The 25480-nt window shown below is 48.5% G+C and carries 26 protein-coding genes and 3 pseudogenes; 13 read left to right on the plus strand and 16 right to left on the minus strand.

From position 1 onward, the window contains the following. Window positions 1-45 precede the first annotated feature (45 nt). Together A2F46_RS04730 and A2F46_RS04735 are read left to right on the plus strand one after the other, a co-directional pair. Window positions 46-708: a response regulator transcription factor gene (locus tag A2F46_RS04730; protein WP_066567534.1), complete on the plus strand. Its 663-nt coding sequence runs from the start codon at window positions 46-48 to the stop codon at window positions 706-708. Next, the gene (locus tag A2F46_RS04735; protein ID WP_066567364.1) at window positions 684-2084 is read left to right on the plus strand and encodes a sensor histidine kinase KdpD; all 1401 of its coding nucleotides are present in this window, start codon (window positions 684-686) and stop codon (window positions 2082-2084) included. Before A2F46_RS04730 ends, A2F46_RS04735 begins: the two co-directional genes overlap by 25 nt. 11 nt (window positions 2085-2095) lie before the next feature. On the opposite strand, the gene A2F46_RS04740 is transcribed toward A2F46_RS04735, so the two are convergent. From A2F46_RS04740 to murI, 7 genes are all read right to left on the minus strand, one after another. Further along, window positions 2096-2464: a roadblock/LC7 domain-containing protein gene (locus A2F46_RS04740; protein WP_066567367.1), complete on the minus strand. Its 369-nt coding sequence runs from the start codon at window positions 2462-2464 to the stop codon at window positions 2096-2098. Window positions 2465-2606: 142 nt separating this feature from the next. After that, window positions 2607-3239 carry a uracil phosphoribosyltransferase gene (gene upp, locus A2F46_RS04745; protein ID WP_066567369.1) on the minus strand — a complete coding sequence of 211 codons (633 nt, stop codon included), beginning with the start codon at window positions 3237-3239 and terminating at the stop codon, window positions 2607-2609. 101 nt (window positions 3240-3340) lie between these two features. Next, a complete protein-coding gene (grxD, locus tag A2F46_RS04750; protein WP_066567537.1) occupies window positions 3341-3652 on the minus strand; it encodes a Grx4 family monothiol glutaredoxin in 312 nt (103 codons plus the stop codon). A gap of 25 nt (window positions 3653-3677) precedes the next feature. Then, window positions 3678-4943, minus strand: coding sequence for an RsmB/NOP family class I SAM-dependent RNA methyltransferase (locus A2F46_RS04755; protein WP_066567540.1), 1266 nt, complete (start codon window positions 4941-4943; stop codon window positions 3678-3680). A gap of 8 nt (window positions 4944-4951) precedes the next feature. Further along, the gene (locus A2F46_RS04760; protein WP_066567372.1) at window positions 4952-5617 is read right to left on the minus strand and encodes a hypothetical protein; all 666 of its coding nucleotides are present in this window, start codon (window positions 5615-5617) and stop codon (window positions 4952-4954) included. A 29-nt stretch (window positions 5618-5646) separates the two neighbouring features. Further along, on the minus strand, window positions 5647-6276 hold the full coding sequence (gene purN, locus A2F46_RS04765; RefSeq protein ID WP_066567375.1) for a phosphoribosylglycinamide formyltransferase: 630 nt from the start codon (window positions 6274-6276) through the stop codon (window positions 5647-5649). Between the two features lie 16 nt (window positions 6277-6292). Further along, window positions 6293-7102 carry a glutamate racemase gene (gene murI, locus A2F46_RS04770; RefSeq protein WP_066567378.1) on the minus strand — a complete coding sequence of 270 codons (810 nt, stop codon included), beginning with the start codon at window positions 7100-7102 and terminating at the stop codon, window positions 6293-6295. Window positions 7103-7324: 222 nt separating this feature from the next. On the opposite strand from murI, the gene tsaE reads away from it, so the two are divergent. From tsaE to A2F46_RS04785, 3 genes are read left to right on the plus strand one after another with little or no spacing between them, the layout of a single operon-like run. After that, entirely contained in the window at window positions 7325-7810 is a 486-nt protein-coding gene (tsaE, locus tag A2F46_RS04775) for a tRNA (adenosine(37)-N6)-threonylcarbamoyltransferase complex ATPase subunit type 1 TsaE (protein WP_066567384.1), read from the plus strand. Continuing rightward, the gene (locus tag A2F46_RS04780; protein ID WP_066567387.1) at window positions 7798-9114 is read left to right on the plus strand and encodes an N-acetylmuramoyl-L-alanine amidase; all 1317 of its coding nucleotides are present in this window, start codon (window positions 7798-7800) and stop codon (window positions 9112-9114) included. Before tsaE ends, A2F46_RS04780 begins: the two co-directional genes overlap by 13 nt. A 45-nt stretch (window positions 9115-9159) precedes the next feature. Next, window positions 9160-9558, plus strand: a complete 399-nt coding sequence (locus A2F46_RS04785) for a hypothetical protein (protein ID WP_066567390.1) — start codon at window positions 9160-9162, stop codon at window positions 9556-9558. A gap of 138 nt (window positions 9559-9696) precedes the next feature. Here A2F46_RS04785 and thiE read toward each other — a convergent pair whose 3' ends face one another. Further along, window positions 9697-10326 (minus strand): thiamine phosphate synthase, encoded by a 630-nt coding sequence (gene thiE / locus A2F46_RS04790; protein ID WP_066567393.1) that lies wholly within the window; start codon window positions 10324-10326, stop codon window positions 9697-9699. A 116-nt stretch (window positions 10327-10442) separates the two neighbouring features. On the opposite strand from thiE, the gene A2F46_RS04795 reads away from it, so the two are divergent. From A2F46_RS04795 to hemH, 6 genes and pseudogenes are all read left to right on the plus strand, one after another. Beyond that, window positions 10443-12032: an inorganic phosphate transporter gene (locus tag A2F46_RS04795; RefSeq protein ID WP_066567397.1), complete on the plus strand. Its 1590-nt coding sequence runs from the start codon at window positions 10443-10445 to the stop codon at window positions 12030-12032. A 110-nt stretch (window positions 12033-12142) separates the two neighbouring features. Next, a complete protein-coding gene (gene xth, locus A2F46_RS04800) occupies window positions 12143-12919 on the plus strand; it encodes an exodeoxyribonuclease III (RefSeq protein ID WP_066567399.1) in 777 nt (258 codons plus the stop codon). Window positions 12920-12921: 2 nt separating this feature from the next. Next, a pseudogene (locus A2F46_RS04805) lies at window positions 12922-14039 on the plus strand (anhydro-N-acetylmuramic acid kinase). A gap of 1 nt (window position 14040) precedes the next feature. Continuing rightward, complete coding sequence (locus A2F46_RS04810; RefSeq protein WP_066567402.1) at window positions 14041-14568, plus strand: YbaK/EbsC family protein; 528 nt, start codon at window positions 14041-14043, stop codon at window positions 14566-14568. Then, window positions 14552-16918, plus strand: coding sequence for a DNA translocase FtsK (locus tag A2F46_RS04815; protein WP_082783576.1), 2367 nt, complete (start codon window positions 14552-14554; stop codon window positions 16916-16918). The genes A2F46_RS04810 and A2F46_RS04815 overlap by 17 nt, the downstream gene beginning before the upstream one ends. 450 nt (window positions 16919-17368) lie before the next feature. Further along, window positions 17369-18396: pseudogene (gene hemH, locus A2F46_RS04820) on the plus strand (ferrochelatase). A gap of 228 nt (window positions 18397-18624) precedes the next feature. On the opposite strand, the pseudogene rpe reads toward hemH, so the two are convergent. Beyond that, a pseudogene (gene rpe / locus A2F46_RS04825) lies at window positions 18625-19226 on the minus strand (ribulose-phosphate 3-epimerase). A gap of 203 nt (window positions 19227-19429) precedes the next feature. Between rpe and A2F46_RS04830 the strand changes: the two are divergent. After that, window positions 19430-19828, plus strand: coding sequence for a hypothetical protein (locus tag A2F46_RS04830; protein WP_156471560.1), 399 nt, complete (start codon window positions 19430-19432; stop codon window positions 19826-19828). 97 nt (window positions 19829-19925) lie between these two features. On the opposite strand, the gene A2F46_RS12915 is transcribed toward A2F46_RS04830, so the two are convergent. The 7 genes from A2F46_RS12915 to dnaB all read right to left on the minus strand — a co-directional run bounded on the left by A2F46_RS12915 (window position 19926) and on the right by dnaB (window position 24606). Beyond that, window positions 19926-20381: a type IV pilin protein gene (locus tag A2F46_RS12915; RefSeq protein ID WP_156471565.1), complete on the minus strand. Its 456-nt coding sequence runs from the start codon at window positions 20379-20381 to the stop codon at window positions 19926-19928. Window positions 20382-20408: 27 nt separating this feature from the next. Beyond that, the gene (locus A2F46_RS04840) at window positions 20409-21017 is read right to left on the minus strand and encodes a PilX N-terminal domain-containing pilus assembly protein (RefSeq protein ID WP_156471561.1); all 609 of its coding nucleotides are present in this window, start codon (window positions 21015-21017) and stop codon (window positions 20409-20411) included. A 50-nt stretch (window positions 21018-21067) separates the two neighbouring features. After that, window positions 21068-21916, minus strand: coding sequence for a PilW family protein (locus A2F46_RS04845; RefSeq protein WP_066567414.1), 849 nt, complete (start codon window positions 21914-21916; stop codon window positions 21068-21070). Beyond that, window positions 21913-22323 (minus strand): prepilin-type N-terminal cleavage/methylation domain-containing protein, encoded by a 411-nt coding sequence (locus A2F46_RS04850; protein WP_197457562.1) that lies wholly within the window; start codon window positions 22321-22323, stop codon window positions 21913-21915. Before A2F46_RS04850 ends, A2F46_RS04845 begins: the two co-directional genes overlap by 4 nt. Before the next feature lie 68 nt (window positions 22324-22391). Then, window positions 22392-22943: a GspH/FimT family pseudopilin gene (locus tag A2F46_RS04855; protein WP_066567420.1), complete on the minus strand. Its 552-nt coding sequence runs from the start codon at window positions 22941-22943 to the stop codon at window positions 22392-22394. After that, a complete protein-coding gene (locus A2F46_RS12025) occupies window positions 22940-23050 on the minus strand; it encodes a type IV pilin protein (RefSeq protein WP_197457563.1) in 111 nt (36 codons plus the stop codon). The genes A2F46_RS04855 and A2F46_RS12025 overlap by 4 nt, the downstream gene beginning before the upstream one ends. 158 nt (window positions 23051-23208) lie before the next feature. Further along, complete coding sequence (dnaB, locus tag A2F46_RS04860) at window positions 23209-24606, minus strand: replicative DNA helicase (RefSeq protein ID WP_066567422.1); 1398 nt, start codon at window positions 24604-24606, stop codon at window positions 23209-23211. Between the two features lie 215 nt (window positions 24607-24821). Between dnaB and A2F46_RS04865 the strand changes: the two genes are divergently transcribed. Beyond that, a complete protein-coding gene (locus tag A2F46_RS04865; protein ID WP_066567425.1) occupies window positions 24822-25406 on the plus strand; it encodes a superoxide dismutase in 585 nt (194 codons plus the stop codon). Window positions 25407-25480: the final 74 nt, after the last annotated feature.

Here is a 25480-nt window from a genome sequence, read left to right on the forward strand (position 1 = left end):
AAAAATTAGTTGGGATTGCTTACTGCCATTGAATGGTTTACTACCATGCGCATACTATTACTTGAAGACGACATCATGATTGCCGAAGTACTTGGTGATACTTTAAAAGCAGCGGGCTATGCCGTGGATTGGGTGGCAGATGGTTTGCAAGCGGAAACTGCACTCAATAGCCACCAATATAATCTGGCCTTATTGGATATTGGTGTGCCCAAACAAGATGGGTTAACGGTATTGCGTCATTTACGTGCACAAACAACGGCCACCCCTGCCATTGTGATTACCGCCCGAGATACCGTCGAGGAACGCATTCTGGGCTTAGACAGCGGCGCCGATGACTACATGGTCAAGCCCTTTGAACCTTCAGAATTGCTGGCGCGGATCCGTGCCGTTATTCGCCGTCAAAGTGGGCATGCAAATCCCGTACTGTCGAATGGCCATATTAGTCTCGATCCTGCGACGCGCGAAGCCTGTATCAATGGGTTCAGCCAGCGCTTATCGGCACGAGAATATGCTTTGTTGTATAGCTTATTACTCCACCCCGGCACTATTTTGTCTCGACAAGACTTGGAAGAGCGGCTATACGGATGGAATGAAGAGGTGGAAAGCAACGCCGTTGAAGTCGTCATCCACGGCATCCGCAAAAAACTGGGCGCTGATGCTATTAAAAATGTACGGGGATTGGGATGGCTGGTTTCCAAGAGCGCATAAAATACTCACTACAATGGCGTTTGATTATTCTAATGTCGATATTGGTGACCATCATGGCCGTATTGGGTGGCGCTATTGCTTTTCAAACCACGTTTGCGGAAGCGCAAGATTTGCAAGATGCACAATTGCAGCAAATTGCGCGTTTACTTGACCCCAACAGCCCTGCCCTGAAACAAGACAATCGCGAAGACATTAATTTCCCCGAATCGGCCAGCCAACTGCCCAAACCTAGGGTTTTGGCACAATCTCTCGATTCGCCTTATTTAAATTTGATGTTTGAAGACAATCAAGCGCATTTGCGCCTGCATGCCTTGGGTGACGGTTTTCACAATTTTGTCACGGCTACACGCCACTGGCGCTTGTATATCCATACACACCATCACAAACGTGTAGTGGTTGCCCAACGTACAGCCTATCGTAATCGATTGGCCGCCGACAGTGCCAAAAGCACCATTTGGCCTTTTTTAATTTTATTGCCGCTACTTTGGCTATTGACGGCTCTATTCATCCGCACTTTATTCAAGGCCACCCAAAAACTCAGTATCGAACTGGCCAGTCGCAATGAATATGACTTGTCTCCCATGGATGAGTCTCAGGTGCCGATTGAAATACGTCCATTCGTATCATCCATGAACCGTTTATTCATACAGCTTCAGGCAGCGATTGAACACGACAAACAATTCATTGGCATGGCAGCCCATGAATTGCGCACCCCCATCACAGCGCTGACACTGCAAATTGCCCGTTTTGAAGAACCGCATTTATCGCCTCAAGAACAAGAAAAATTATTAACCGACATTAAAGCAGGCATTCATCGAACCCATCAATTGCTTAGCCAACTATTGAGTATGGCCCGGGCACAGCACCAGGAAACGCGCACTGACACAGAAAGCGGTCCCAGAACTGAATTACTGCCTTTGCTACGTGATTTGTATGCCGAATTGTGGCCGCTGGCCGAAACCAAAAATCAAGATTGTGGCGTAGGATTAACACAACAGTATCAGATACAGATTCAGGCAGCCGATTTGCACACGATTTTGAAAAACTTACTGGAAAACGCCATTCGTTACACGCCCCCTCAGGGGCACATCAATGTGCGTGATGAAATCACCGATCAACATAAATTGATCATTTGGGTAGAAGACAGCGGATGTGGCATTCCGATGGATGAGCAACAGCGTGTATTCGAGCCTTTTTACCGAGTAATGGGCAACGCAGAAACCGGCAGCGGATTGGGACTGGCTATTGTACAAACCTTGTGCCGGCGATGGGCAATAACCGTATTATTGGGGCAGTCTGAAATCAAATCGGCCACACAAGGGTTGGCAATCGGTTTGGTTTTTGAACCCACACAATACACCGCCACTCATCCGTGATTTGGAATAATCTATTCCAAATCAAATACGGAATTGATACTTTTAATGGCATTTTTGGCTTCAAATAGCACCATCCCTAATCGGGCATTTTGGCTAGTTAAAACAGCCAACAGCGCCATTTTATTGATTTCAAACATCACCAAATAACCATTGTCAGTATGAATAATGATGTGGTCTTGTTGGCTACTGAATATTTCTTGGGCAGCGCGGTTTCCCACTGAAATCATGGCCGCAACCATGGCGCTGAGACGGTCTTCATTCACCCCATGTGCCAATGATGTCATGATGGGCAAGCCATCAACAGAAAGCACCGCAGAAGAAGTCACATCTGGTGTTGTATTCAATTGCCGCAGCGCGTCTTTGATTAATTCGTAAGCCATAAGTTCACACCCAATTCACATTAACCTAACATTCTAAAGCAGAATGGCCTATTGAAATTGATACAAATCAAATATGATTCAATATGTTATTATCATAATGTCATCTATTTGATTTGTTCCCCTATTATTCAAGTATAAGCAATTAAGCGTGTTTGGTGCCGAAAATTTTATCCCCGGCATCGCCCAACCCAGGAATGATGTATCCATTTTCATTCAAGTGGTCATCCAATGCAGCTGCATAAATGGTTACATCGGGATGAGCTGCATTCACGGTCGCGACCCCTTCTGGCGCAGCCACCAGCACCAAGGCTTTGATATTTTTACAACCTTTCTTCTTCAGTAGCGCAATAGTGGCATTCATAGAGCCACCAGTAGCCAACATCGGATCAATAATCAATGCTGGACGCTTATCCATTTGATCGACAAATTTATCGAAATATGGCACAGGTTCCAAAGTTTCTTCGTCCCGCTGCAAACCCACCACGCTGATTTTGGCAGTAGGAATCAAATCCAATACGCCATCCAGCATGCCCAATCCGGCACGCAAAATCGGCACGATAGTGACGGTTTTGCCTTTAATCCGATATCCGTCAATTTCCCCACACCAGCCCGGCATTTTCATCGTTTCCAACTCAAAATCACGGCTGGCTTCATAAGCCATTAAGCGCGCTAATTCTTTGGTCAGCGTGCGGAAGCGATAGGTGCTGCAGTCAGCCTCGCGCATCAGTGACAATTTATGCTTCACCAAAGGGTGATTGATTACGGTTAAGTTCATTATTTGCTTTCGTCATCAAATTTAGGTTGCCTGAACCATTCAGGCAGCCACAAAAAAAGCGCCTGTCACCATATCGACAGACACCTTTTTCACATATTCATTTATAGTTTGCCCAAAAGATCTTGCAGTTCGCCAGCTTCAAACATTTCCATCATAATGTCGGAACCACCCACAAACTCACCATTCACATACAATTGCGGAATCGTCGGCCAATCGGCATAGGTTTTGATGCCTTGGCGAATATCATCATCTTCCAACACATTCACCGTGTAAAAATCTGCGCAACCAGCTGCCTGCAGAATCTGCACCGCGCGAGAAGAAAACCCGCACTGCGGAAATTGTTTGGTGCCTTTCATAAACAGCACCACCGGGTGGCTATCCACCAGCGTTTTAATCTGAGCCTGAACGTCCATGTGTTGTCCTTTATCTTCTGTTGATTTATTGATCAGTGCGTGCCAATACCGCTGCAAAAAAGCCATCGGTGTGGTGTTCTGCTGTGCTGAGTTGCAAAAATTCACCCGTATCCAATCCAATCTTGGCCTCAGCCAGCAAAGTTGATACTGGTACTAGCTGCCATTGTGGATGGGTTTGTAAAAATGCTGCAACTTGCGCTTGGTTTTCTTCAGGCAACACGCTGCAAGTTGCATACACCAATCGCCCGCCCGGCCGAACCAAAGGCGCTGCCGCCTGCAAAATTGCCTGCTGCTGCACACATAAAGCATGAATGTGCGCTTGGCTTTGCCGATATTTTAAATCAGGATTGCGTCGCAGTGTACCCAAACCAGAACAAGGTGCATCCACCAGCACACAATCGGCTTTGCCGCGCAAGCGCTCTACTCGGGCATCTGTTTCGCTTTCAATGCGTTGTGGATGGATATTGGTAAGGCCCGCGCGCACCATACGCGGTTTCAGGTTTGCTAGGCGTTTTTCAGCTACATCAAAGGCATATAGTCGACCACTGCCTGCCATCATCGCCCCCATGGCCAAGGTTTTACCACCAGCACCAGCACAGAAATCCACTGCCATCTGCCCTCGCTTTACACCTGTAAGCAACGCCAATAATTGGCTGCCTTCGTCTTGAACTTCTAAGCTACCGTTCAAAAACAAAGGGTGTTGGTTTAAGGCTGGCTTATCGGCAAAACGAATGCCCCACGGAGAGTATGGCGTAGCCGTGCATGCCAACCCTTCTGCCTGTAATTGTGCCAAAACTTTATCGCGTTTGGCTTTGAGCGTATTCACCCGCACGTCCAGTGAAGCGCCTGCAGTCAAACTGCGACCAAACTGCATAATCTGCGCATCGTCATACCGATTGAGCCGTAAGCACTCTATGAGCCATTGCGGCAATTCAGCAGCCGTAGCAAGCCTAGATGCCCATGTTGCTTTATTTGCCTTTAATGCCTCTAACCAAACCCGATCTTCTTCGCTACACAAATGAGCCACCGCCGCCACGCTCAGCCCACGCCCCAAAACCAATGCAGCCAATGCGGTTCGTCTGGGCTCGCGACTGGGTTTGGGCAAAGCCGTGGTAATTTTCTCCAAATGGCGCACAGCGGCAAAAACGGTTTCGGCAATTTCGTGCCGATCTTGCCTGCCAAGCTTGCGCTGGCGCCGAAAAGCAGACGACAACACCACATCAGCAGGTTGTCTAAACGTTAAAATTTGCGCCAAAATATCGGCACTGGCTTGTAATTGCGTTGCGTTCATGGTGTTCATCAAATTTTATGCCCGTCCCACAAATAACTTTGTAGTTCAAGCGAGTAAATACGACCATCATCTTCATAGCGAATGCGCACAGGCACTCGCGGCGGTGTCGTGCGAATGATATAAGAAATAAGGCTGCCCTTGTTATCGATACGATATTCCCGCACTCGCTCACGCTGATTTCCTACCTGCATGAAGCGCTCACCTGCATCCGTTATGTTAGGCAAAGCATAGACTTTTTTGCCATTGGTTAAGTAGGCCTTTGTGGGCATGGCCTGCGGTTGCCATGCCAATTGCCACGCCAGAGAAAAAACATCGTACACAGGTCCATCAACTGGCATGTTTTGGGTAGGTTGTGCCGTTCTGCCATAGTTCAACATTCCCGGTTGCCATTGCGCGCGCGCGTACTGCTTTCCTTGCCGGATATCTTGATAATCGCGCAGTTGTAAGGTGTGTTGGATCAACACACCTGATGACACAAAATGCCATGACCACAACCATGCATCCATTTTGGCCGAAACCTGATAGTGCGATTGCTGACGCTGGAACGACAAGGTCGCCGGTATATGCAAAGATGTGTCATACACCACAGTGATTTGATGTGGCCAATCACCTTCATTAACGGGTGTAGCGGCCACAGAGGTAGACACCAAACCCCAACACCCCAAGCAAGCCATCAATATCGCTCGCGCGATAGGTTGCCGCCTCACGCCAGTAACACAGCCGTAGTGCTGATCGCAGGCGGCGTGTGTTTCACACGATTGCCCACCGTCGTCAGGCTGCCTGAAACAAAATCAGCCACCGCGCGCACCAATAATTGGTGCTCTACCATCAACACGCGCGCTGCTAAAGCAGCGGCCGTATCATTTTCTTGAATCGGCACCACGCCTTGGCTAATGATGGGCCCCGCATCCAATTCCGGTGTGACAAAATGCACCGTGCAACCGGCCACGCGACAGCCTGCGTCCAATGCCCGCTGATGGGTATCCAGCCCTGTAAATGCGGGCAACAAAGAAGGGTGAATATTGATCAACCTACCCGCATAATGCAGGCAAAAAGTCGAACTCAAAATACGCATGTATCCGGCCAACACCACCAAATCGGGCTGGTATTGGTCAATGGTATTCATCAGCGCCTCATCAAAGTCATCGCGCTGGGCGTATTGTTTGGGCAAAACTACCTGCGTACTCAAACCATGTTGTGCCGCCCAAATGATGCCTTCGGCATCGGCTTTGTTGCTCACTACAGCAGCAATCTGCGCACCGGGTATCGGCGACTCGACCAAAGCGCGCATATTGCTGCCTCGACCAGAAATCAAAATCACAATATTTTTCATGTTATTCGCCGCCAAACTAACCCAAGGATACCATTTCCAGTTGATCCAAACTGCGCCCCAAGAACCGTTCGCCTATGGTTTGGAAACGCAAAGGGATGTCACTCACATAGAAACGATAATCAGCACCACTGTGATTGGGGTTTTCCAAACCCATACGCGCCAGAGCTTGAGCCGTGGCTTCTGCAGTGGTAATGGCAGAATCCACCAACGCAATATGCGGTGCTTCTTCTTTCAATAAAGGTTTCAGCAAGGGAAAATGGGTGCAACCCAAAACCAGCGTATCAATGTCTTCCGCCAGCAATGGCTTCAGGTATTCGCGTACCGTCAGGCGGGTCACTTCATGATCTAACCAACCCTCTTCCACCAAGGGCACCAACAATGGGCAAGCTTGCGACAAAACCCGTGCCTGTGGATTTTGGCTGTGGATAGCACGTGCATAAGCATTGCTGTTGACGGTGGTGCTGGTGGCTATGATGCCAATATGGTTATTGTGCGTGGTGGACAGAGCGGCTTCCGAACCAGCGGTAATCACATCCAATACTGGCATGCCACCTGCTAACTGACGTACTTTCTGTCCAGCGACCGCTGCGATGGTGTTGCATGCGATCACCAGTGCCTTCACATCATGTTCCAGCAAAAAAGAAACAATTTGCTCGGTGTAGGTTTCAATGGTATGTCTGGATTTGACGCCATAAGGCACGCGGGCGGTATCACCAAAATACACAATATTTTCATTGGGCAGGCGCTCCATCAGCGCCCGCACATTGGTTAAACCACCTACGCCTGAATCAAATACGCCAATCGGCCTTTGTTGTACTGAAGTCATATGAATACCTGCTTACAGACAAATCGAGGCTGCCTGAAAACACAGACAGCCTGCCTAAGATAGGGCCTCATTGTAGCATTATTGGGGCATTGGAATGGCAACAATATTAATGTTAAAAATCGCAAAAAGCCAGCAAATACACTGTGTCTGCGGGTATTAAGGGTTCCTCTTTACCATCGATTACCGCATAATAAATGATATTTAAACCTGCTGGTTTACCCCATGGCTGAATTGTTATCTCAACCCATTGTGCTTCATGATGAAGCCGCCACATTGCATTTTGGCGCCGCATTGGCTGCCTGTTTGAAGGCGCCTTTGGTGGTATGGCTGATGGGCGATTTGGGTGCAGGCAAAACCACGCTGGTGCGCGGTCTTCTGCGCAGCCAAGGTTACACTGGTTCGGTAAAAAGCCCCACCTATACATTGGTGGAGCGTTATGACATTGGCAACCAAGTTTGGCAGCATTTTGACTTGTATCGCTTCCACGCTCCTGAAGAGTGGTTGGATGCAGGTTTTGACGAATTAATTGACGACCAAGTTGTGGCACTGATTGAGTGGCCCAAACAAGCCGAAGGATTTCTTCCCATGCCAGATTTAACCATTACACTAACCTCTGTTGACGCAGGCCGCGAAGCAATACTGCATGCGCACACTGCTGCCGGTCAAACCGCAATCAACGCATTATCTGAATCATCATGGCAAATTTAACCCGTCGCACATTACTGCAATTTTGTTCAGGTAGCCTATTGCTGAGCCTAGCGCCTGCATCTTGGGCTAAAGCTGGCGCCGATATTGTGGCGTCGCGCATCTGGCCAGCCACGGCATACACCCGCCTGACACTGGAATCCACCACACCGATTGAATACAAACAATTTATGCTGAGTAATCCAACGCGACTGGTGGTGGACATCAAAGGCTTTGCCACCAATCAAGTCTTGCACAGCCTCAGCCAAAAAGTCCTGCCCATGGACCCTTATATCAAAAGCGTCCGCATTGGCCAGTTTGGTAACGATACCGTGCGTATCGTAATGGACTTAAAAACCGCCGTTAATCCACAAGTATTTACCCTCAAACCGGTAGCCAACTTCCGCAACCGCCTGGTGGTGGATTTATACCCAAGTACGGCCGTAGCACTGGCACAAGAACAAAATGACCCCTTGATGGCTCTATTGCAAGATTACAATCGCGGCAAGATCAACAGCGATGGTACCAGTACCGCGCAAGCGGCCGCCCCCACACCACCAGTTCAAAAGCCAACACAGCAAGCCAGCAATACCCTCATCGATAACACCCCAGTGCCCTCCAAGCCCAACCGCCTCAATCGGCAGCCTATAGTGATGATTGATCCAGGTCATGGCGGCGAAGACCCCGGCGCCATCGGGCCATCGGGCTTGCGTGAAAAGGATGTGGTTTTAGCCATCGCCCGCGAAACCAAGAAACAACTAGATGCATTGGGCTACAAAACATACATGACCCGCAACGAAGACATTTTTATTCCATTGGGTGTACGCGTAGCCAAAGCACGGAAGCTCAAGGCCGATGTTTTCGTGTCCATCCATGCAGATGCCTTTACCAACCCTTCTGCCAAAGGCACCGGTGTCTACGCGCTGAGTCCCAAAGGCGCCACCAGCGCTGCAGCGAAATATTTGGCCAAAACCCAAAATGAAGCCGACAGCATAGGTGGGGTAAATTATTCAAAAGACACCACCGTCAACAATACTTTATTTGATCTGGCCCAAACCGCAACCATCAATGACAGTTTAAAACTGGGTAAAGGTGTACTGGATCAGTTGGCTAAAATCAACAAACTTCACAAAGGTTCTGTAGATCAAGCCAATTTTGCGGTCTTGAAAGCACCGGACATTCCATCTATCTTGGTGGAAACCGCCTTCATTTCCAACCCCACCGAAGAGCAATTGTTGTCCACTGGCGCCTTTCGCAAAAAAGCAGCATCATCTATTGCTGGCGGCGTAAAAGGCTATTTATCCAATGCGGTATTGGCTCGGCGTTAGTTTCAAAGCCAACCGTTTTCCAACCCGATGTGAGGAGCAAACACCATGACCCACACCAACCATTCCACCAGCATCACTCCGGCGGATACCATGGAAGCCGAAGAAAAAGCCTTAGTCAAAGATGAGCGCACCGAAAACAAGCGAGAACGAGCGGCAGCCACCCAAGAACATGACATAGCCAAAGCCGCTGACAAGCCAAACATGGCACCCCAGCCGCCCATCCAACCACAGGTAGCCTTACATACGGACGAAATATCCGAATGCCACGAGCCCACTACCGCCGATGAAATGGAGGCTGAGGAGCGGGATTTAGTTATCAAAGATTCTGTGGATGATGTGCTCACCTACACTAACCAACCATTGAGCGATGACATCATCCGCAAAAAAGCCCTTACTGAAGAGGCACAAATCGATCCGAGTCCCAAAGACATCAACCAATGCTGATGTCTTTGGACACAACAAAAGCGCAAGAACCACCTTGCGCTTTTGTTGTTCAGGCAATGAGTTTGATCCGTATTTAATGAACCCATCCTTTTCAGGCTGCCTGAATCTACTGTCGGCAGTTGAATAGCATACGCCTGCTCATGCAGATTCCGTCCACAATGCTTCAAATGCTGCCACCACTGCAGCGGGATCGGATGCTTCTGTAATGGCGCGCACTACCGCTAAAGACGATACCCCAGTGGCCAATACCTCAGGTGCATTCTCCAAAGTAATCCCACCAATGGCCACCGTGGGAGTATCTCCGGCTTGGCGCACATACTCTCGCAGTTTAACCAGCCCCTGCGGCTCGGTAGGCATGGTTTTGGTGGTCGTAGGGAAAATGGCACCACTTGCCACATAACTGGGCTGTACCGACAACGCATGGGCCAGTTCATCAATAGAATGCGTACTCACGCCCAAGCGCAAACCCGCTTTTTTGATGGCCACCAAATCAGCACTCGCCAAATCCTCTTGGCCCAAATGCACCCCATAAGCACCGCATTCCACCGCCTCCACCCAATAATCATTGATAAACAGATGACTACGGCTATCGCGCGCATAGGCAATGCTGCGTTCAATTTCATGATGCAATGCCGAACCAATTAATTGTTTGTTACGCAACTGTATTGTGCTGGCACCCGCATCCACCATGCGGCCCACCCAATCTGCCGAAGGGACCACGGCATAAAAACGCAAAGGGGCTGCCAAACGAGCAAAAGGAGGCGTCATATAATGTCTCTTCTCAATAAAATAATTTGTATAATAGCCCTTTTACCCCGCTCATGGCAGCTTGGCGGCCTCTCCGCCTGAGCGTGACCCGTTTATCCCTTTACCCGGAAGCATTTATGGCCACAGCCAGCTCTTCTCCTTCTGCGCTCACCCGCGTCAATTATGCATTTGCAGCCTTACTGGTTGGCACCGTCGCGTATTTTATTGCATGGGGGTGGGGTTACACCAACCACAACATGCCTATGGTGTTTGTGGTGGCCACGTTGTTTGGTGTATTCATGGCATTTAACATTGGCGGCAACGATGTCGCCAATTCATTTGGCACCAGCGTCGGCGCGGGCACACTCAGCATTCCGCAAGCACTGGCCATTGCTGCTGTATTCGAAGTATCCGGCGCGGTCATAGCGGGTGGTGAGGTCACCAAAACCATACGGCACGGCATTATTGATCTTGGCGCCATGCAATTAACACCCGGCCAACTAATCAACATTATGCTGTCTGCGCTATTGGCTGCGGCCTTATGGCTGTTGTTTGCGTCTAAAAAAGGGCTGCCCGTTTCCACGACCCATTCCATCATTGGCGGGATCGTGGGCAGTGCGCTGTGTTTGGGCTGGATGGTGTCCGGCGACAGCACCGCCTTACATTTGATTCAATGGCATAAAATGGGCGAAATTGCCCTGTCTTGGGTTTTGTCTCCCCTTTTGGGTGGCGCCATGTCATTTTTGCTGTTCAGCCAAATCAAAAAACACGTTCTGGATTATAACGTCAGCATTGAAGCACAACTCAAAACCCTCAAACAGCAAAAAAAAGCATACAAAGAACAGCACCGCGAACAATTTGAACGCTTAACCGAATCACAAAAAATCGAGGTTGCATCGGCTATGGCGCGCGATGCGCAAATTTATTCCGAATCCGATTTCAATGAGGATGAGCTTGAATCCGATTATTACCGTGGTTTGGTGGCATTGGAAAAGCGCAAGGGTGAAATCGATACATATAAAGCACTACACCATTGGGTACCCCTTATTTCTGCTGCTGGCAGCATCATGATCGCTGCCATGTTGCTATTTAAAGGATTAACCAATCTGCATTTGGGGCTGTCTGCGTTGAATAATTTTTTAATCATCGGCATGATCGGTGCATTGGTGTGGATGGCTACATTTATTTATGCCAAAACCCTCAAACGCAAGGATTTGAGTAAATCAACTTTTTTGATGTTCAGCTGGATGCAGGTATTCACCGCGGCTGGTTTTGCATTCAGCCATGGCGCCAATGATATTTCCAATGCTGTGGGCCCTTTCGCCGCCATCATGGATGTTATCCGCACCAACAGCATCGGTACCGATGCACAAGCGCAAATCCCCACACCAGTGATGATTACCTTTGGTGTGGCACTGATTGTGGGCTTGTGGTTTATCGGTAAAGAAGTGATTCAAACGGTGGGCACCAATTTGGCAAAAATGCATCCTGCATCGGGGTTCACCGCAGAATTATCCGCCGCTTCGATTGTGATGCTGGCAACACTCATGGGTTTGCCCGTATCGAGCACACACATTTTGGTGGGCTCGGTATTGGGCATTGGTTTAGTGAACCGCAATGCCAATTGGGCGTTAATGAAACCCATTGCTTTGGCTTGGGTGGTTACTTTACCCTCTGTGGCCATCTTGTCTGTAGTGGTTTTCTTGGGTTTAAACAGTATTTTTTAATGATTTCTTTCTTCAGGCAGCCCCAACATAGGCTGCCTGAAGACACCAAGCATGCTTTAATCAAAAGGCCAGACACAGTACAATAACCCCTTTGTTACGCAGGCCACCCCATGAAAATCGCCACTTGGAATGTCAACTCGCTGAACGTGCGTCTCCCCCAAGTATTGCGTTGGTTAGATGAACAGCAACCCGATGTACTGGCCTTGCAGGAACTCAAACTGGAACAAGACAGATTTCCGCTAGCAGCGATCCAAGCAGCGGGCTATCACGCTGTGTGGAACGGCCAAAAAACCTACAACGGCGTGGCCATTTTGAGTAAGTTACCCGCCCATAACACCATCCCCGATTTGCCTGCTTTCGATGACCCGCAAAAACGCGTATTGGCTGCCGACGTTGGTGATGTGCGTATTGTGTGTGTGTATTGCGTAAATGGCGAAGCCGTTGGCAGTGAAAAATATGCCTACAAAGAGCGCTGGTTTTCTGCTTTACACGAGTATATGCAAACCATTTTGCAACAGCACAGCAAAGTAGTGCTGTTGGGTGACTTCAATGTTGCCCCTAGCAATATCGATGTCTATGACCCTGAAAAGTGGCGTGACAAAATACTGTGTTCCGTGCCAGAGCGCGAATGGTTTGGCCGATTACTCGCCGCCGGCTTGACAGATAGCCTACACCACTTGGATCCCAATACCGCACATTACACTTGGTGGGACTACCGCATGAATATGTTCAAACGCAAATTGGGCTTGCGCATCGACCATATACTGGTGAGCGAAGCCTTGGTTGCGTGTTTACAGCAAGCGCACGTCGATACCCACGCACGCGCTTGGGAGCGCCCCAGTGATCATGCGCCAGTGTGGGCTGAATTTGATTGTCATCAAGCATGACCATGCAGCCCGCTTATTTTATCGGTTTGATGTCAGGCACCAGCATGGATGGCGTCGACGCGGTATTAGCCAGTTTTGATGGTACCCATTGGCTGGGCGCGCACGCCCATGCTTTCGTGGCCTATGAAGATGCGTTAAAACAATCCCTACTGGCTTTGCAAAACCCGGATACCGATGAATTGGCACGCGCAGCGCTCTTGAGCCAAGATTTGGCCAAGATCAATGCCCGTGCCGTAGCCGATGTATTGGCCAAACAACCCGACGCGGCAACCCAAGTGCTTGCTTTGGGCTGCCATGGACAAACCATACGTCATGCCCCCGAGCATCATTACAGCATCCAACTCATGGACTGGGCATTGCTGGCAGAACTCACGGGCATCACCACCATTGGCGACTTCCGTAGCGTGATTTGGCTGCTGGAGGACAAGGCGCCCCTTTGGTTCCAGCTTTCCATCAAGCCATCTTTGCCGACGCCGCCACCACACGAGTGCTACTAAACTTGGGTGGCATTGCCAACATCAGCATTCTGCCACCAAGCACACCCGCTTTCGGCTTTGATACAGGGCCGGCCAACATGCTGATGGATGCTTGGGTCATGGCCAATTGGCAATCCGCTTATGATATTGATGGCCAATTGGCCGCCCAAGGCCATGTTCTACCTGACCTACTGGCTCAACTACTGGCGCATCCATACTTCAGGCAGCCTTTCCCCAAAAGCACTGGCCGTGAACTTTTTGCTTTGTCTTGGCTCAACACCTACTTGCATGGTCACGAAGCACCCGCTGACGTTTTACGTACTTTACTGCAACTGACTGCACAAACTGCTGTTGACGCCATTATTTTGGCGGCACCGCAAACCCCAAAGGTCTATGCCTGTGGCGGAGGCGTGTGCAACCCGCTATTGATGCACACTTTGCATACTTTGCTGGCCAAACACCACATCGAATTGACCACGACAGATGAACTGGATTTACCTGCCCAGCAAGTTGAAGCCGCTGCCTTTGCTTGGCTGGCCGCATGCTGGCTACACCGCAAGCCAGTACCCATACACACTGCTACTGGCGCGCGCGGCGCGCGCATACTGGGCTGCGGCTATTGGGCAATTGCTGGATTGGAATGATATGCACACCACCACTGACCCTGAATTAAGTGCTGGCACCCAAAAAGTATTGGCCCAGTTGCAACGAAGTGGCTTGCCATTCACTTTAAAAATACTCCATGACAGCACCCGCACAGCGCAAATGGCTGCTGATGTTTTGGGCTGCCAGCCAGCCGAAATTGCCAGCTCTCTAATCTTTGAAAACACGGACAATGGCCAATTTGTGCTGATTGTGGCCTCAGGTGGACAGCGCGTGGATGTGCATTACGTTTCAACCCAGCTGAATCAACCCTTGCGTATGGCGCGTGGTCGCGACATCAAAAAACACACAGGGTTTGCCATCGGTGGTGTCCCGCCCTTAGCCCACCACCACCCTTTACCCACCTACCTGGATGCCAGCTTACAATCTTTCGATACCATATGGGCCGCAGCTGGTTCCCCTTTTGCTGTGTTTGGCATCCACCCAGCCAACCTAGCCATACTCACAGGCGGCCAATGGCTGCCTATGCGCCCCATCTCTCAGTCTGAATGCCATGAAGTCAACGAATAAAAAAGCCCCTATCCGCAAAAACAGCAAACCTGCGGCAAATGTCAAACGCAGTGAACGCAGCCATGCGCCTCAAGTGATGAATTTACTCAATGATGCATTCTGGTTGCTGGCATTGATGCTCACCGTGTATGTGACCTTATCATTGGCCAGCTTCACCATGGATGACCCCGCTTGGTCTCGCGGCATTGTCAGTGACGAAAAACCCCACAATCTGGGCGGTATATTCGGCTCTTATGTAGCCGACATTGCTTATTATGTTTTTGGGTTATCGGCTTGGTGGTTGGTAATCGCGACAGTGGTGTGCCTGTATAAAAGCTTTCGCCCTTTACAAAGCAAAAACGATGACGCCAAGCCTTACAACATGGTCTTGGGTACCGTTGGCTTGTTATTGCTATTGGCATTCAGCCCAGTTTTAGAAACCTACATCTGGCCAACACAGCTGGTCAACAGTCTGCCCACAGGTGCAGGTGGTATGGTGGGCCACTTTGCCGGTCATGGTTTAAGCAGTTTATTAGGGCTTTCAGGCAGCCTATTGTTGATTTTGGTGGTGATGTTGGTGGGTCTATCGCTGCTGATTCAGGTTTCTTGGCTCACCTTGATTGAGCAGGCGGGCGCCCAACTGGAATGGCTGTGGTACAAACTGATCCGCAAACCCCAGCGTTTTCTCACCGATTTACCCAATGCCCGCACCGTCCGACGCATGGTGAAACAAGCCAAAGCCATCACTTCTGAAAAAGCTGATCCCCTACCCGCCGCCAGTAGCAACCGCAAAGCGGTGCCAGTGCGCACCGCTCCCGAAGTACAGCGCGATTTGTTTGACGAGCCTACTCAGCGCAAGACCACCAAACCTGATGGTACTGGGGCCGCAGAGCCTGGGTTAATCAGGCTGCCTGAATTGTCATTATTGACGCCACCGGCACAAGAAATGCCGGTGATTAATCCAGAGCAATTGCAAATCACCGCCGAACGTATTGAGGCCAAACTCAAGGAATTTGGTGTTGAAGTGGAAGTCACCAGCGCCACGGCGGGCCCTGTTATCACTCGCTATGAAATTGAGCCAGCACAGGGTGTTAAAGGCAGCCAAATTGTTAATCTGGCTAAGGACTTGGCCCGCGCCTTGTCTGTGCAGAGCGTGCGCGTGGTAGAGACCATTGCGGGTAAATCTACCATGGGCATTGAGCTGCCAAACGAACACCGCCAAAACGTGCTGCTTTCAGAAATTCTAACCGCCAATGTATTTCAACAAGCCTCCGATAAGCTTACTGTGGCCATGGGTAAAGACATTGCAGGCATCCCCGTGGTGGCAAATTTAGCAAAAATGCCACACCTGCTGGTTGCAGGTACCACCGGCTCAGGTAAATCAGTAGGCGTCAATGGCATGATTGCCTCCATACTATACAAAGCCCAGCCGGATGAAGTGCGTTTCATCATGGTCGACCCTAAAATGCTTGAATTATCGGTTTATGAAGGCATTCCTCATTTACTCGCGCCGGTAGTCACTGACATGCGCGAGGCCGCGCAAGCACTCAATTGGTGTGTTGCCGAAATGGAAAAACGTTATCGCTTACTCGCGCATGTGGGCGTGCGCAATCTGGCGGGTTACAACGATAAAGTGGCTGACGCCAAAACCCGGAGTGAACCTTTGGTCAACCCATTCAGCCTCAATCCAGACGAACCTGAGCCTTTGGATAAATTGCCGTTTATTGTGGTGGTGATTGACGAACTGGCCGACTTAATGATGGTGGAAGGCAAAAAAGTCGAACAACAAATTGCCCGTTTGGCACAAAAAGCACGTGCTGCTGGTATCCATCTGATTTTGGCCACCCAACGCCCCAGTGTGGATGTGATCACTGGCTTGATTAAAGCCAACATCCCAACCCGAATCTCATTCCAAGTCTCCAGCAAAATTGATAGCCGCACCATTCTTGATCAAATGGGTGCCGAAAACCTCTTGGGCAAAGGCGATATGCTGTTTTTGCCACCAGGCCAGGCCGAACCCACGCGTTTGCATGGTGCGTTTGTGTCGGATGAAGAGGTTCATGCCATCGTGAGCTACATCAAGCGTCAAGCACCCGCCAATTACGTGGATGGTTTATTGTCAGGCGAAGCGGCACAAGACACAGAAAACCGAGTGAATCCCAATGCCAACAGCGATGAATTATTTGATCAAGCCGTATCCTTTGTGTTGGAAACCCGAAAAACTTCCATTTCGTCATTACAACGACACTTACGCATCGGCTATAACCGGGCCGCCAACCTAATGGAAGCCCTCGAAGCGGCGGGGATCGTGTCTCCTGCAGAATTGGGTGGCAGCCGCCGTATCCTAGCCCGCAAAGATGAATTGGGTTGAGCCACTACCACCGCCCGTGCGTCTGAGTTGTTGTAGGTTGTAGGCTCAATTAGGCAGCCATGGCTTTTATAATATGCATAATTTTTAGCTACGTTAGAGCGCTCCTATTTTTGAGGCCTTTGTTCCAAATACTGATTCCCATTTCGAACGCAATGCACATTTCCGCCCAAAGCACCAAGCTTGGTGCCGCTAGGTTGTGTGGTTATCGCAGTCAGCAGATTCTGTGCGTATCAGGATAATCCTGATGATTTACAAAATAGATACAGGCGAGATTCAGCTACCATTGATGGCATTGCTCTTTCTATTTGCACCATCAAAAATCAGCATTAATAACCTTTGAACATACCCCTTCACAATTAACCATGCCTTCTGGGTTAATTATTGATAATATCAACATCATTATGCAGGCTGCCTGAAACCATACAGGCACCCACCACACAAAAGCCCACCATGACTTCATTATTCCAAGCCGAACCGCCTCATACAGAACCTGCCATTGGCGTTTTACTACTTAATTTAGGCACTCCATCCGCGCCCACAGCCGCTGCCGTGCGCCCGTATCTGGCCGAATTTCTATCCGATCAAAGGGTAGTGGAACTGCCACGCTGGCTGTGGCAACTGATTCTGCGCGGCATCATTCTGCCATTGCGCGGGCGCAAAAGCGCCCATGCTTACGAAAAAATTTGGCGCCCCGAAGGCTCTCCGCTTCAATACCACACGCAGCAATTGACAGATAAGCTGGCTTTGGCTTTACCGCGCCAGCAGCACACTCGGATACTGTGCGCCTATGCCATGACCTATGCTCGCCATCAGTAGATCATGTTTTGGCCGATTTAAAACGCCAAGGGGTGAACCGTTTATTGGTCATCCCGCTGTATCCACAATATGCTGCGTCCAGTAGTGCCGCTGCCTTAGACAAGGTCTGGCAAGCGCTGCTGCAACAACGCAATCAGATGGCCATACGCAGTATCAAAAGCTACTATGACGACCCAGGCTATATTCGGGCTCTGGCTGCCAGCATAGAACACCACTGGCAAACACAAGGACGTGGCGATAAACTATTGATGAGTTTTCACGGCATTCCTCAAGCACACCACGATCAAGGCGACCCGTATCCTCAAGAATGCCGTGTTACGGCAACCTTGTTGGCAGAAGCATTGTCCTTGTCGGAGCAAGAATATGTAGTGGCTTTCCAAAGCCGTTTTGGTCGAGCCAAATGGGTTGGGCCCAGCACTCAAGATTTGCTGGTTTCTTTACCCAAAGACGGCGTGCGAAAATTGGATATCGTCTGCCCAGGGTTCGCGTGTGACTGTTTGGAAACGCTAGAAGAAATCGCCTTGCGTGGACGTGAAGATTTTTATGCTGCGGGCGGCAAGGCATTCACTTACATTCCCTGCCTAAATGATGATGCAATATGGGTAACGGCGTTAACCGATTTAACTTGGCGACACTTGGCGGGGTGGCTCTCTGGAAACTAGGGCTGCCCAGCAATAAGATCAAGGCAATGGCATTCCATCGGTGATGCCGTCTAATAGCCGCCACTGGGCTGTGTTTGATTGCGTCAATCCAATGAATGATTGGCAGATACAGTCACGCTCAAGATAACGAAAATAACTATTTTTTTATAAAAATAACTTTTCCTTTAATCTCATCACAATAAAGGCTGCCTGAATATTTTCAGGCAGCCTTTATTTGAAATTAATGGATTAGGCGGTGCGCAATTGTGCTCGCATGGCCGCAATCTGTGCAGCGTAATCATCATGGCCAAAAATTGCAGAACCGGCCACAAATGTATCCGCACCAGCCGCCGCAACCGCAGCGATATTATCAATTTTAATGCCGCCATCAACCTCTAAACGCACACGCCGGCCTGTTTCTCCTTCATACATATCCAATAGAGAACGCACTTGGTTGATCTTTTTCAGCGTTTGAGGAATAAATTTCTGCCCACCAAAACCAGGATTAACCGACATCAGCAACACCACATCCAGTCGATCCAAAGCATGCTCCAATACATATACGGCGTTGCCGGATTAAGCACCAAGCCTGCTCTACAATCAGCGTCTTGAATCAGGCTCAAGCTTCGATCAATATGACGGCTGGCTTCTGGATGAAAAGTAATGATGTCCGCACCCGCTTGAGCAAATGCAACGATTAATTCATCCACAGGCTCAACCATCAGATGGACATCCAAAGGCACGCTGGCATAGGGTTTTAATGCCTTTAATACCATTGGCCCGAAAGTCAAATTCGGCACATAATGATTGTCCATAACATCAAAATGGATCCAGTCGGCACCGGCCGAAATAACTTGAGCCACCTCTTCACCCAATCGGGCAAAATCGGCCGATAAAATACTGGGAGCAATACAAAAATCAGTCATAATGCATCATCGAAAATAGCACCAATAGGTGCAGATAAAATAGATATTTACGCAAGTTAACGGCCATTATACGTGCTTCACAACCGCTCTTGTATACTGTGCCCAGAATAAAAGTTATGGGGAAAATTGTGTCTACCCGAATCTACCACCAAACCGCCACACTTCTGTGCACAGGCTTGGCACTGTCTTTATTTTCCTTGCCTTCGGGCTTGGCCCATGGTGCACCCACCTGCGATATCCGCCAATTGGACTTAACCCCAATTCAAAAAGCCAAGCTACGCTTTATTCGTATGCAGCATAAAATGGCCTTAGAAAATCCGCAGCGCAGCACAACACGCAATACACTCTCACAAGCACAACTACTTAACCAGCCTGATTTTGATGAAGGACAAGCCAAGCGCTTTGTGATTGATCGCTATGCACCACGCATGCAAAACGATGTCAATGAGCTACGGGTACAACATGCGTTCCTACAGGTACTCAACCATCAGCAACGACAAGAGTGGTTGCGCAATTGCTTGCGCTAAAATTGCTTTTACTTACGCATTCAGGCAGCCCAAAGGCTGCCTGAATGCGTTTTGTTTCAATCACACCATTCCCTACGACTGAATTGACACACTCATGTTAACTGGCTTCACATTTGCTATTGGCGCTGGCATCTGTAATCGTTGTGACATTGACTCCATCACACACATATGTGTTCCCTTGGTTATCCATCCACAAAGACTTGGTTCTGTTCATGCTGCTATTAGGTTGTGCATATAAGTAATAGGTGCTGCAGTCATTATCTTTAACACATGCAGCAGATAAGCTGTATTTTTTGGCCACTGGCGCTCCATCTGCTTCGCCCACCAACGTCGATACCGTTGCACTGGTCAAATTACTGCCAACGGGTAAAGCCAATTTATTGCGGCCTATATTTTGGTTAACTGCCACCAAAGTCCCTTTGGCATCAGCCAAATCCGCTTTTTCCACATACCTTCCATAAGCAGGCAAGGCAATGGCCGCCAAAATACCGAGAATGGCAATCACGATCATCATTTCTATCAATGTAAACCCCGAAGGGTTTGTCTTACCCATAATAGGCTGAACCATATTCATCCACCATCAATTCGAAAATACTGCCTTTTCATAAGATTGGAGTACAACTTGTGTATTGGCATTTTGCCCCCAGCCTTTTGCTGTCACCCGAAATAAATAATATAAGGTGCTGTTGTTTGTTTGCGTACCAATAAACTCAATCACATAGCGAGCATTTTGGTAAGTACCACCCGATTTGACCGGAATAGAAGGATCCACACTCTGCGAATCACTGTTGACCGTCAGCACATTATTGCGACGCCAGACATCACCTAAATCAGCACAGAGCCCACTGCCACAATTAATCGCTAATTTTGCGGATGAGCTGATAGGATAAGGCCCATTTGACACCACAGTAGCGGGCGTATCTTTGGCGGCACAAAATCCCGATGTACAGCTATCTGTAAATGTGATCGTCCCACTCTCATTCACCAGTTCGGCAATTTTGGTTTCTGAGGCGTTTAATGCCGACTGAGCCTGAGCCAGAGCCACTTTGCGATCAGCATCATTGGCACTGCTTCTGGATTCCATATTGGTGCTTTGTAAAGTTGAAATCACCAAAAACGCAATCACCAGCATAGCAATAATCACAATAAACAACGAAAATCCAGATTGCTTGTTTTCCCATCGTTGCATAAATTTTTTGCTTTCTTCTATTTTGAATCGGTATTTGAAAATCAATTTATTTAGCCCGTGGTTAATTCATTGATTTTCTTTAAGCACAAATTACCTTGTCTCAGCATCGCCTGTACCACATAGGATTGCGCTCCCTCACTGCAGCTGCCACCACTGTATTTGCCAGATGGGCACGTTGTTAACGTGGTGGCCACCAAAATAGGCAACTGTCCGCTAACTGGGCTCGTGGTCATCCCCATGCGTTTGGCTGTATCAGTCGTTGATGTTGGGCATTTAGTGGAGTCTTGATATTGTAAGTTCAGCGCCAAATTCGATACGTTTTCTGCCACCATTTGCGGGGTTGTCACCCAAGCCCCTTGAGAATACACAAATCGATACAAATTATAATGTGCATCCCGACCCATTTTAGCCACCACATAAGCAGCCCCATCGATCATATTCTGATTATCTACGGTTTGCCCACAGTCATTGGCGTTCTGATTGTTGGTATTGTGTCCATAGATGGTGACCAAAGGTGACCCTATCGTATCGGATGGCGCAATGGCAGAGGGCAATGCTGCCTGAGATAGAAATTTGTTATCCGTACTAATCGAGCCACCCAAAACAGCAGTGGTGGGTTCCGTCATACAGCCAAAATTACCAGCCTGTCTAATGTCGCGACGCAATAAATCGGCTGTATTTCTCATATTCTGCTGATAGGCCACTTTACTTTCAACGTCTTGCTTCAACTTTACCGTTGTAAAATAAGTCGCGCCTGCTGCCATTAAAACAATGACACCAATCGCGCTGGCCACCATAAATTCTATTAGACTAAAACCTTGTTGACGAATATTGAAAGCAGGACGATTCAAATGAATTAAGGCTGCCTGATGGTTCAGTTTATTGTGAATGTGCTTCATTGTGCATCGCCTATGGGTAACGTATAAGTAAAGTCACTGCCCTTACTTTGGTCTGTCCATGCCACCGAGATGGTCCCTTTACTGCCATCAATTGTGCATGACTTCACTTGCGCATTGGTCACCGCAATATCTTTCGAACAATCTGGTGAATCATAGCTTTGGTCTAGCACCAACTGCGTGCCATTGGTCATCGAAACCGTTTTAACCTGCATAATGGGGTCTGCCATGGCTGATTCAGCTAAGTCATCAACTTGGCGCGCCACTTCACTTTGGTTTTGTGCATTCACTGCTGCGTCAACAGATTTGAGCTGGGTAATCATCAATACCAAAACCCCAAACGACAACACAAAGATTGAAATCATGGCTTCTATTAACGTAGATCCGCGCTGCCGATGCTGTTTTTGCATTGATTCCACCATCTTATTACGTCCCTTAAATTTGGTTTCCAATGGCGCCACCTTTTCCATTCCCACTGCTATTTATCGAGACAATAATCTGATTGGGGCGTATTGACATTGCACACAACACTTTTACCACTTGGATCAATCAAAACCTTGCGCACCAACGTATTGTCTTTTGTATCGGTTAAGGTAAACACCACATAACCCGCCCCAGTTGACCAACTATTATCCTTGTACCAGCCCATCATGCCGCTAGGCATAAAACCAATGCGAGTAACACCCGTCACACTCGCACCAGTATTGTCGAAAACAGCAAATTTACTGGTAATTTTACTGTCTGTGCCATTTTGGTTGACTGCCACAGTGCGTATTGTTTGGTCAGCCACAAAATTATTGTTTAATTGTGTGTCTTTCCAGATAATCATACCTTGCATGGAGCTGCTGGCCTCAAAATCACTACAAGTATTGGATGCCCCAGTACCGGTTCCAGTACCGGTTTTTATGGTTGTCGCGCAAGCAACGATGGGCAAATTTAATCGAATGGCTTCAGAGCGCGCAAACTGAAACAGAGAAACAACTTGATCGGCTTTGCTTTGGACCCGCTGACTGGCAATCCAACGACTCATATTGGGCAACGCAATAGCGGCATGATGGCCATAATGGCAATCACCACCATGAGTTCAACCAGCGTAAAACCACTGGCTGCTTGATGCCGCATTGATGTTTTTCTCATAACCCGCATCACTTTTGTCATTAATTTGTTTTATCCGTAAATTCTATAATAAATATAGTAAATATGCCATTTGCAACGCTAGCGTTCTTATGTTTCGCCTATTCCAAATCATCAAAGCAATTCAGTTGGACAATTTTGATGAATCAAACTTTAACCAACTACTCATACTCATACCCGTCTGGTATCAATGCATTATCAAATTTGGTGTACTGGCCTTGGAAAGTCAAATTCACCTTGCCTGTTGGGCCATTACGGTGTTTGCCGATAATGCATTCGGCCAACCCTTTAAACTGGCTGTCAGGATTATAATATTCATCCCGATACATAAACATAATCAAATCAGCATCTTGCTCAATTGCGCCCGACTCACGCAAGTCAGACATCATGGGGCGTTTATCGGTTCGTTGCTCAACCGATCGCGAAAGCTGTGATAAAGCAATAATGGGCACCTGCAATTCTTTGGCCAATGCCTTCAATGAGCGCGAAATTTCACCCAGTTCCGATGCCCGATTGTCAGACCGGCCAGACCCAGACATCAACTGCAAGTAATCAATGACGATCAATCCCAGCTTACCGCCCTTTTGACGGGCCAAGCGCCGAGCTCGAGCTCGTATCTCCAAGGCAGTAAGGCCTGCAGTTTCATCAATATACATAGGGGCATCAGAAAGCTTAACCACAGCATCATTCAATCTGCCCCAATGTTCGTCTTGCAGTTGGCCGGTTTTCAAAACACTTTGATCTACCCGACCCACTGAACCGAGCATACGCAAAACCAACTGCGCCCCACCCATTTCCATAGAAAACACCGCCACGGGTAAATGCCCTTCTATTGCCACGTGCTCAGCAATATTCAAAGAAAATGCGGTTTTCCCCATAGATGGCCGTCCCGCAACAATCACCAAATCACCAGGCTGCAAGCCAGAAGTCATGCGGTCTAAATCAATAAACCCAGTCGCCACACCGGTAACATCGTTTTTATTGTCTCTTGAATACAAGGTATCAATACGGCTGACTACTTCTTTGAGCAGCTCTGGCATGGCCAAAAAGCCTTGCTTTGAGCGCGCCGTAGATTCGGCAATCTGAAAAACACTGTTTTCAGCCTCATCCAACATTTGTGCCGCCTCTTTACCTTGAGGGTTATAAGCCGTCCTAGCAATTTCCGTGCCTACTTGCGCAAGCTGCCGCATAATGGAACGCTCGCGCACAATCTCGGCATAGCGACGAATATTCGCGGCAGAAGGCGTATTTTGAGCCAAATTGATCAGGTACTCAAAACCACCAGCCGCATCAAGCTCTTCTCGCCGTTGCAATTCCTCTTGCACCGTAATCACATCGGCCGGCCGCGACAACTCAATCAACTGAGCGATGGCCTTAAATATCAGCCGATGCTCATGTCGATAAAAATCGTGTTCATTGATGACATCAGCAATGCGATCCCAAGCACTGTTTTCCAGTAGCAGTCCACCCAGCACTGACTGCTCCGCTTCCATCGAATGAGGCGGCACGGACAGCATACCGGCATCAGATGCCTCATTGGCCAAATTGATTTCATCCATTTACTTTTGCTTACATGAGTTTAAGTGTTTCAGAATAGATTTTACCATTGCTTCGGTCTGATTTGCGGCCTATTCATTCCTTGTATTACAATGAATTCGATTCAAATATAGGGCTTAATCGACCTTATTACTGAAAACAACGTTTTGATTCACCCTTAGCGGCCTGAATTAAAAACCATAACACATACAAACACCAACCAAGAAAAGGAAGCATGATGGAACACAAATTACCAGAACTGCCTTATGCATTGGATGCTTTGGCACCGCACATTTCCAAAGAAACCATGGAATACCACTACGGTAAGCACCACCAAACCTACATCACCAATCTTAACAACCAAATTAAAGGCACTGAGTTTGAAAATCTACCTTTAGAAGAAGTGGTCAAAAAAGCCACGGGTGGCATGTTTAATAACGCTGCTCAAGATTGGAACCACACCTTTTATTGGTTTGGTTTCGCGCCTAATGGTGTGGCTTTAGCAGAAGGCGGCTCATTAGCACAAGCAATCGATGCGAAATGGGGCTCTTTTGCAGAATTTCAGGCGGCCTTTGACAAAGTTGCCGCAGGTACGTTTGGTTCAGGCTGGGCTTGGCTGGTTAAAACCCCTGCCGGTGAATTGGATTTGGTGTCCACCAGTAATGCAGCCACACCATTGACCACTGACAATACCCCGCTGCTGACTTGTGACGTATGGGAACACGCGTATTACATCGACTATCGCAATAGCCGCCCAAACTATTTGAAAAATTTTTGGGAAATCATCAACTGGGCTGAAGTAGAAAAACGCTTCGCCGCATAAAGATGATTGCATACGGGTCTAAACAACAGGCTGCCCGAATATTCAGGCAGCCTGTTGTTTAGACCCGTATGCAT

The organism is Snodgrassella sp. CFCC 13594 (assembly GCF_001590725.1).
Taxonomy (GTDB): Bacteria; Pseudomonadota; Gammaproteobacteria; order Burkholderiales; family Neisseriaceae; genus Snodgrassella.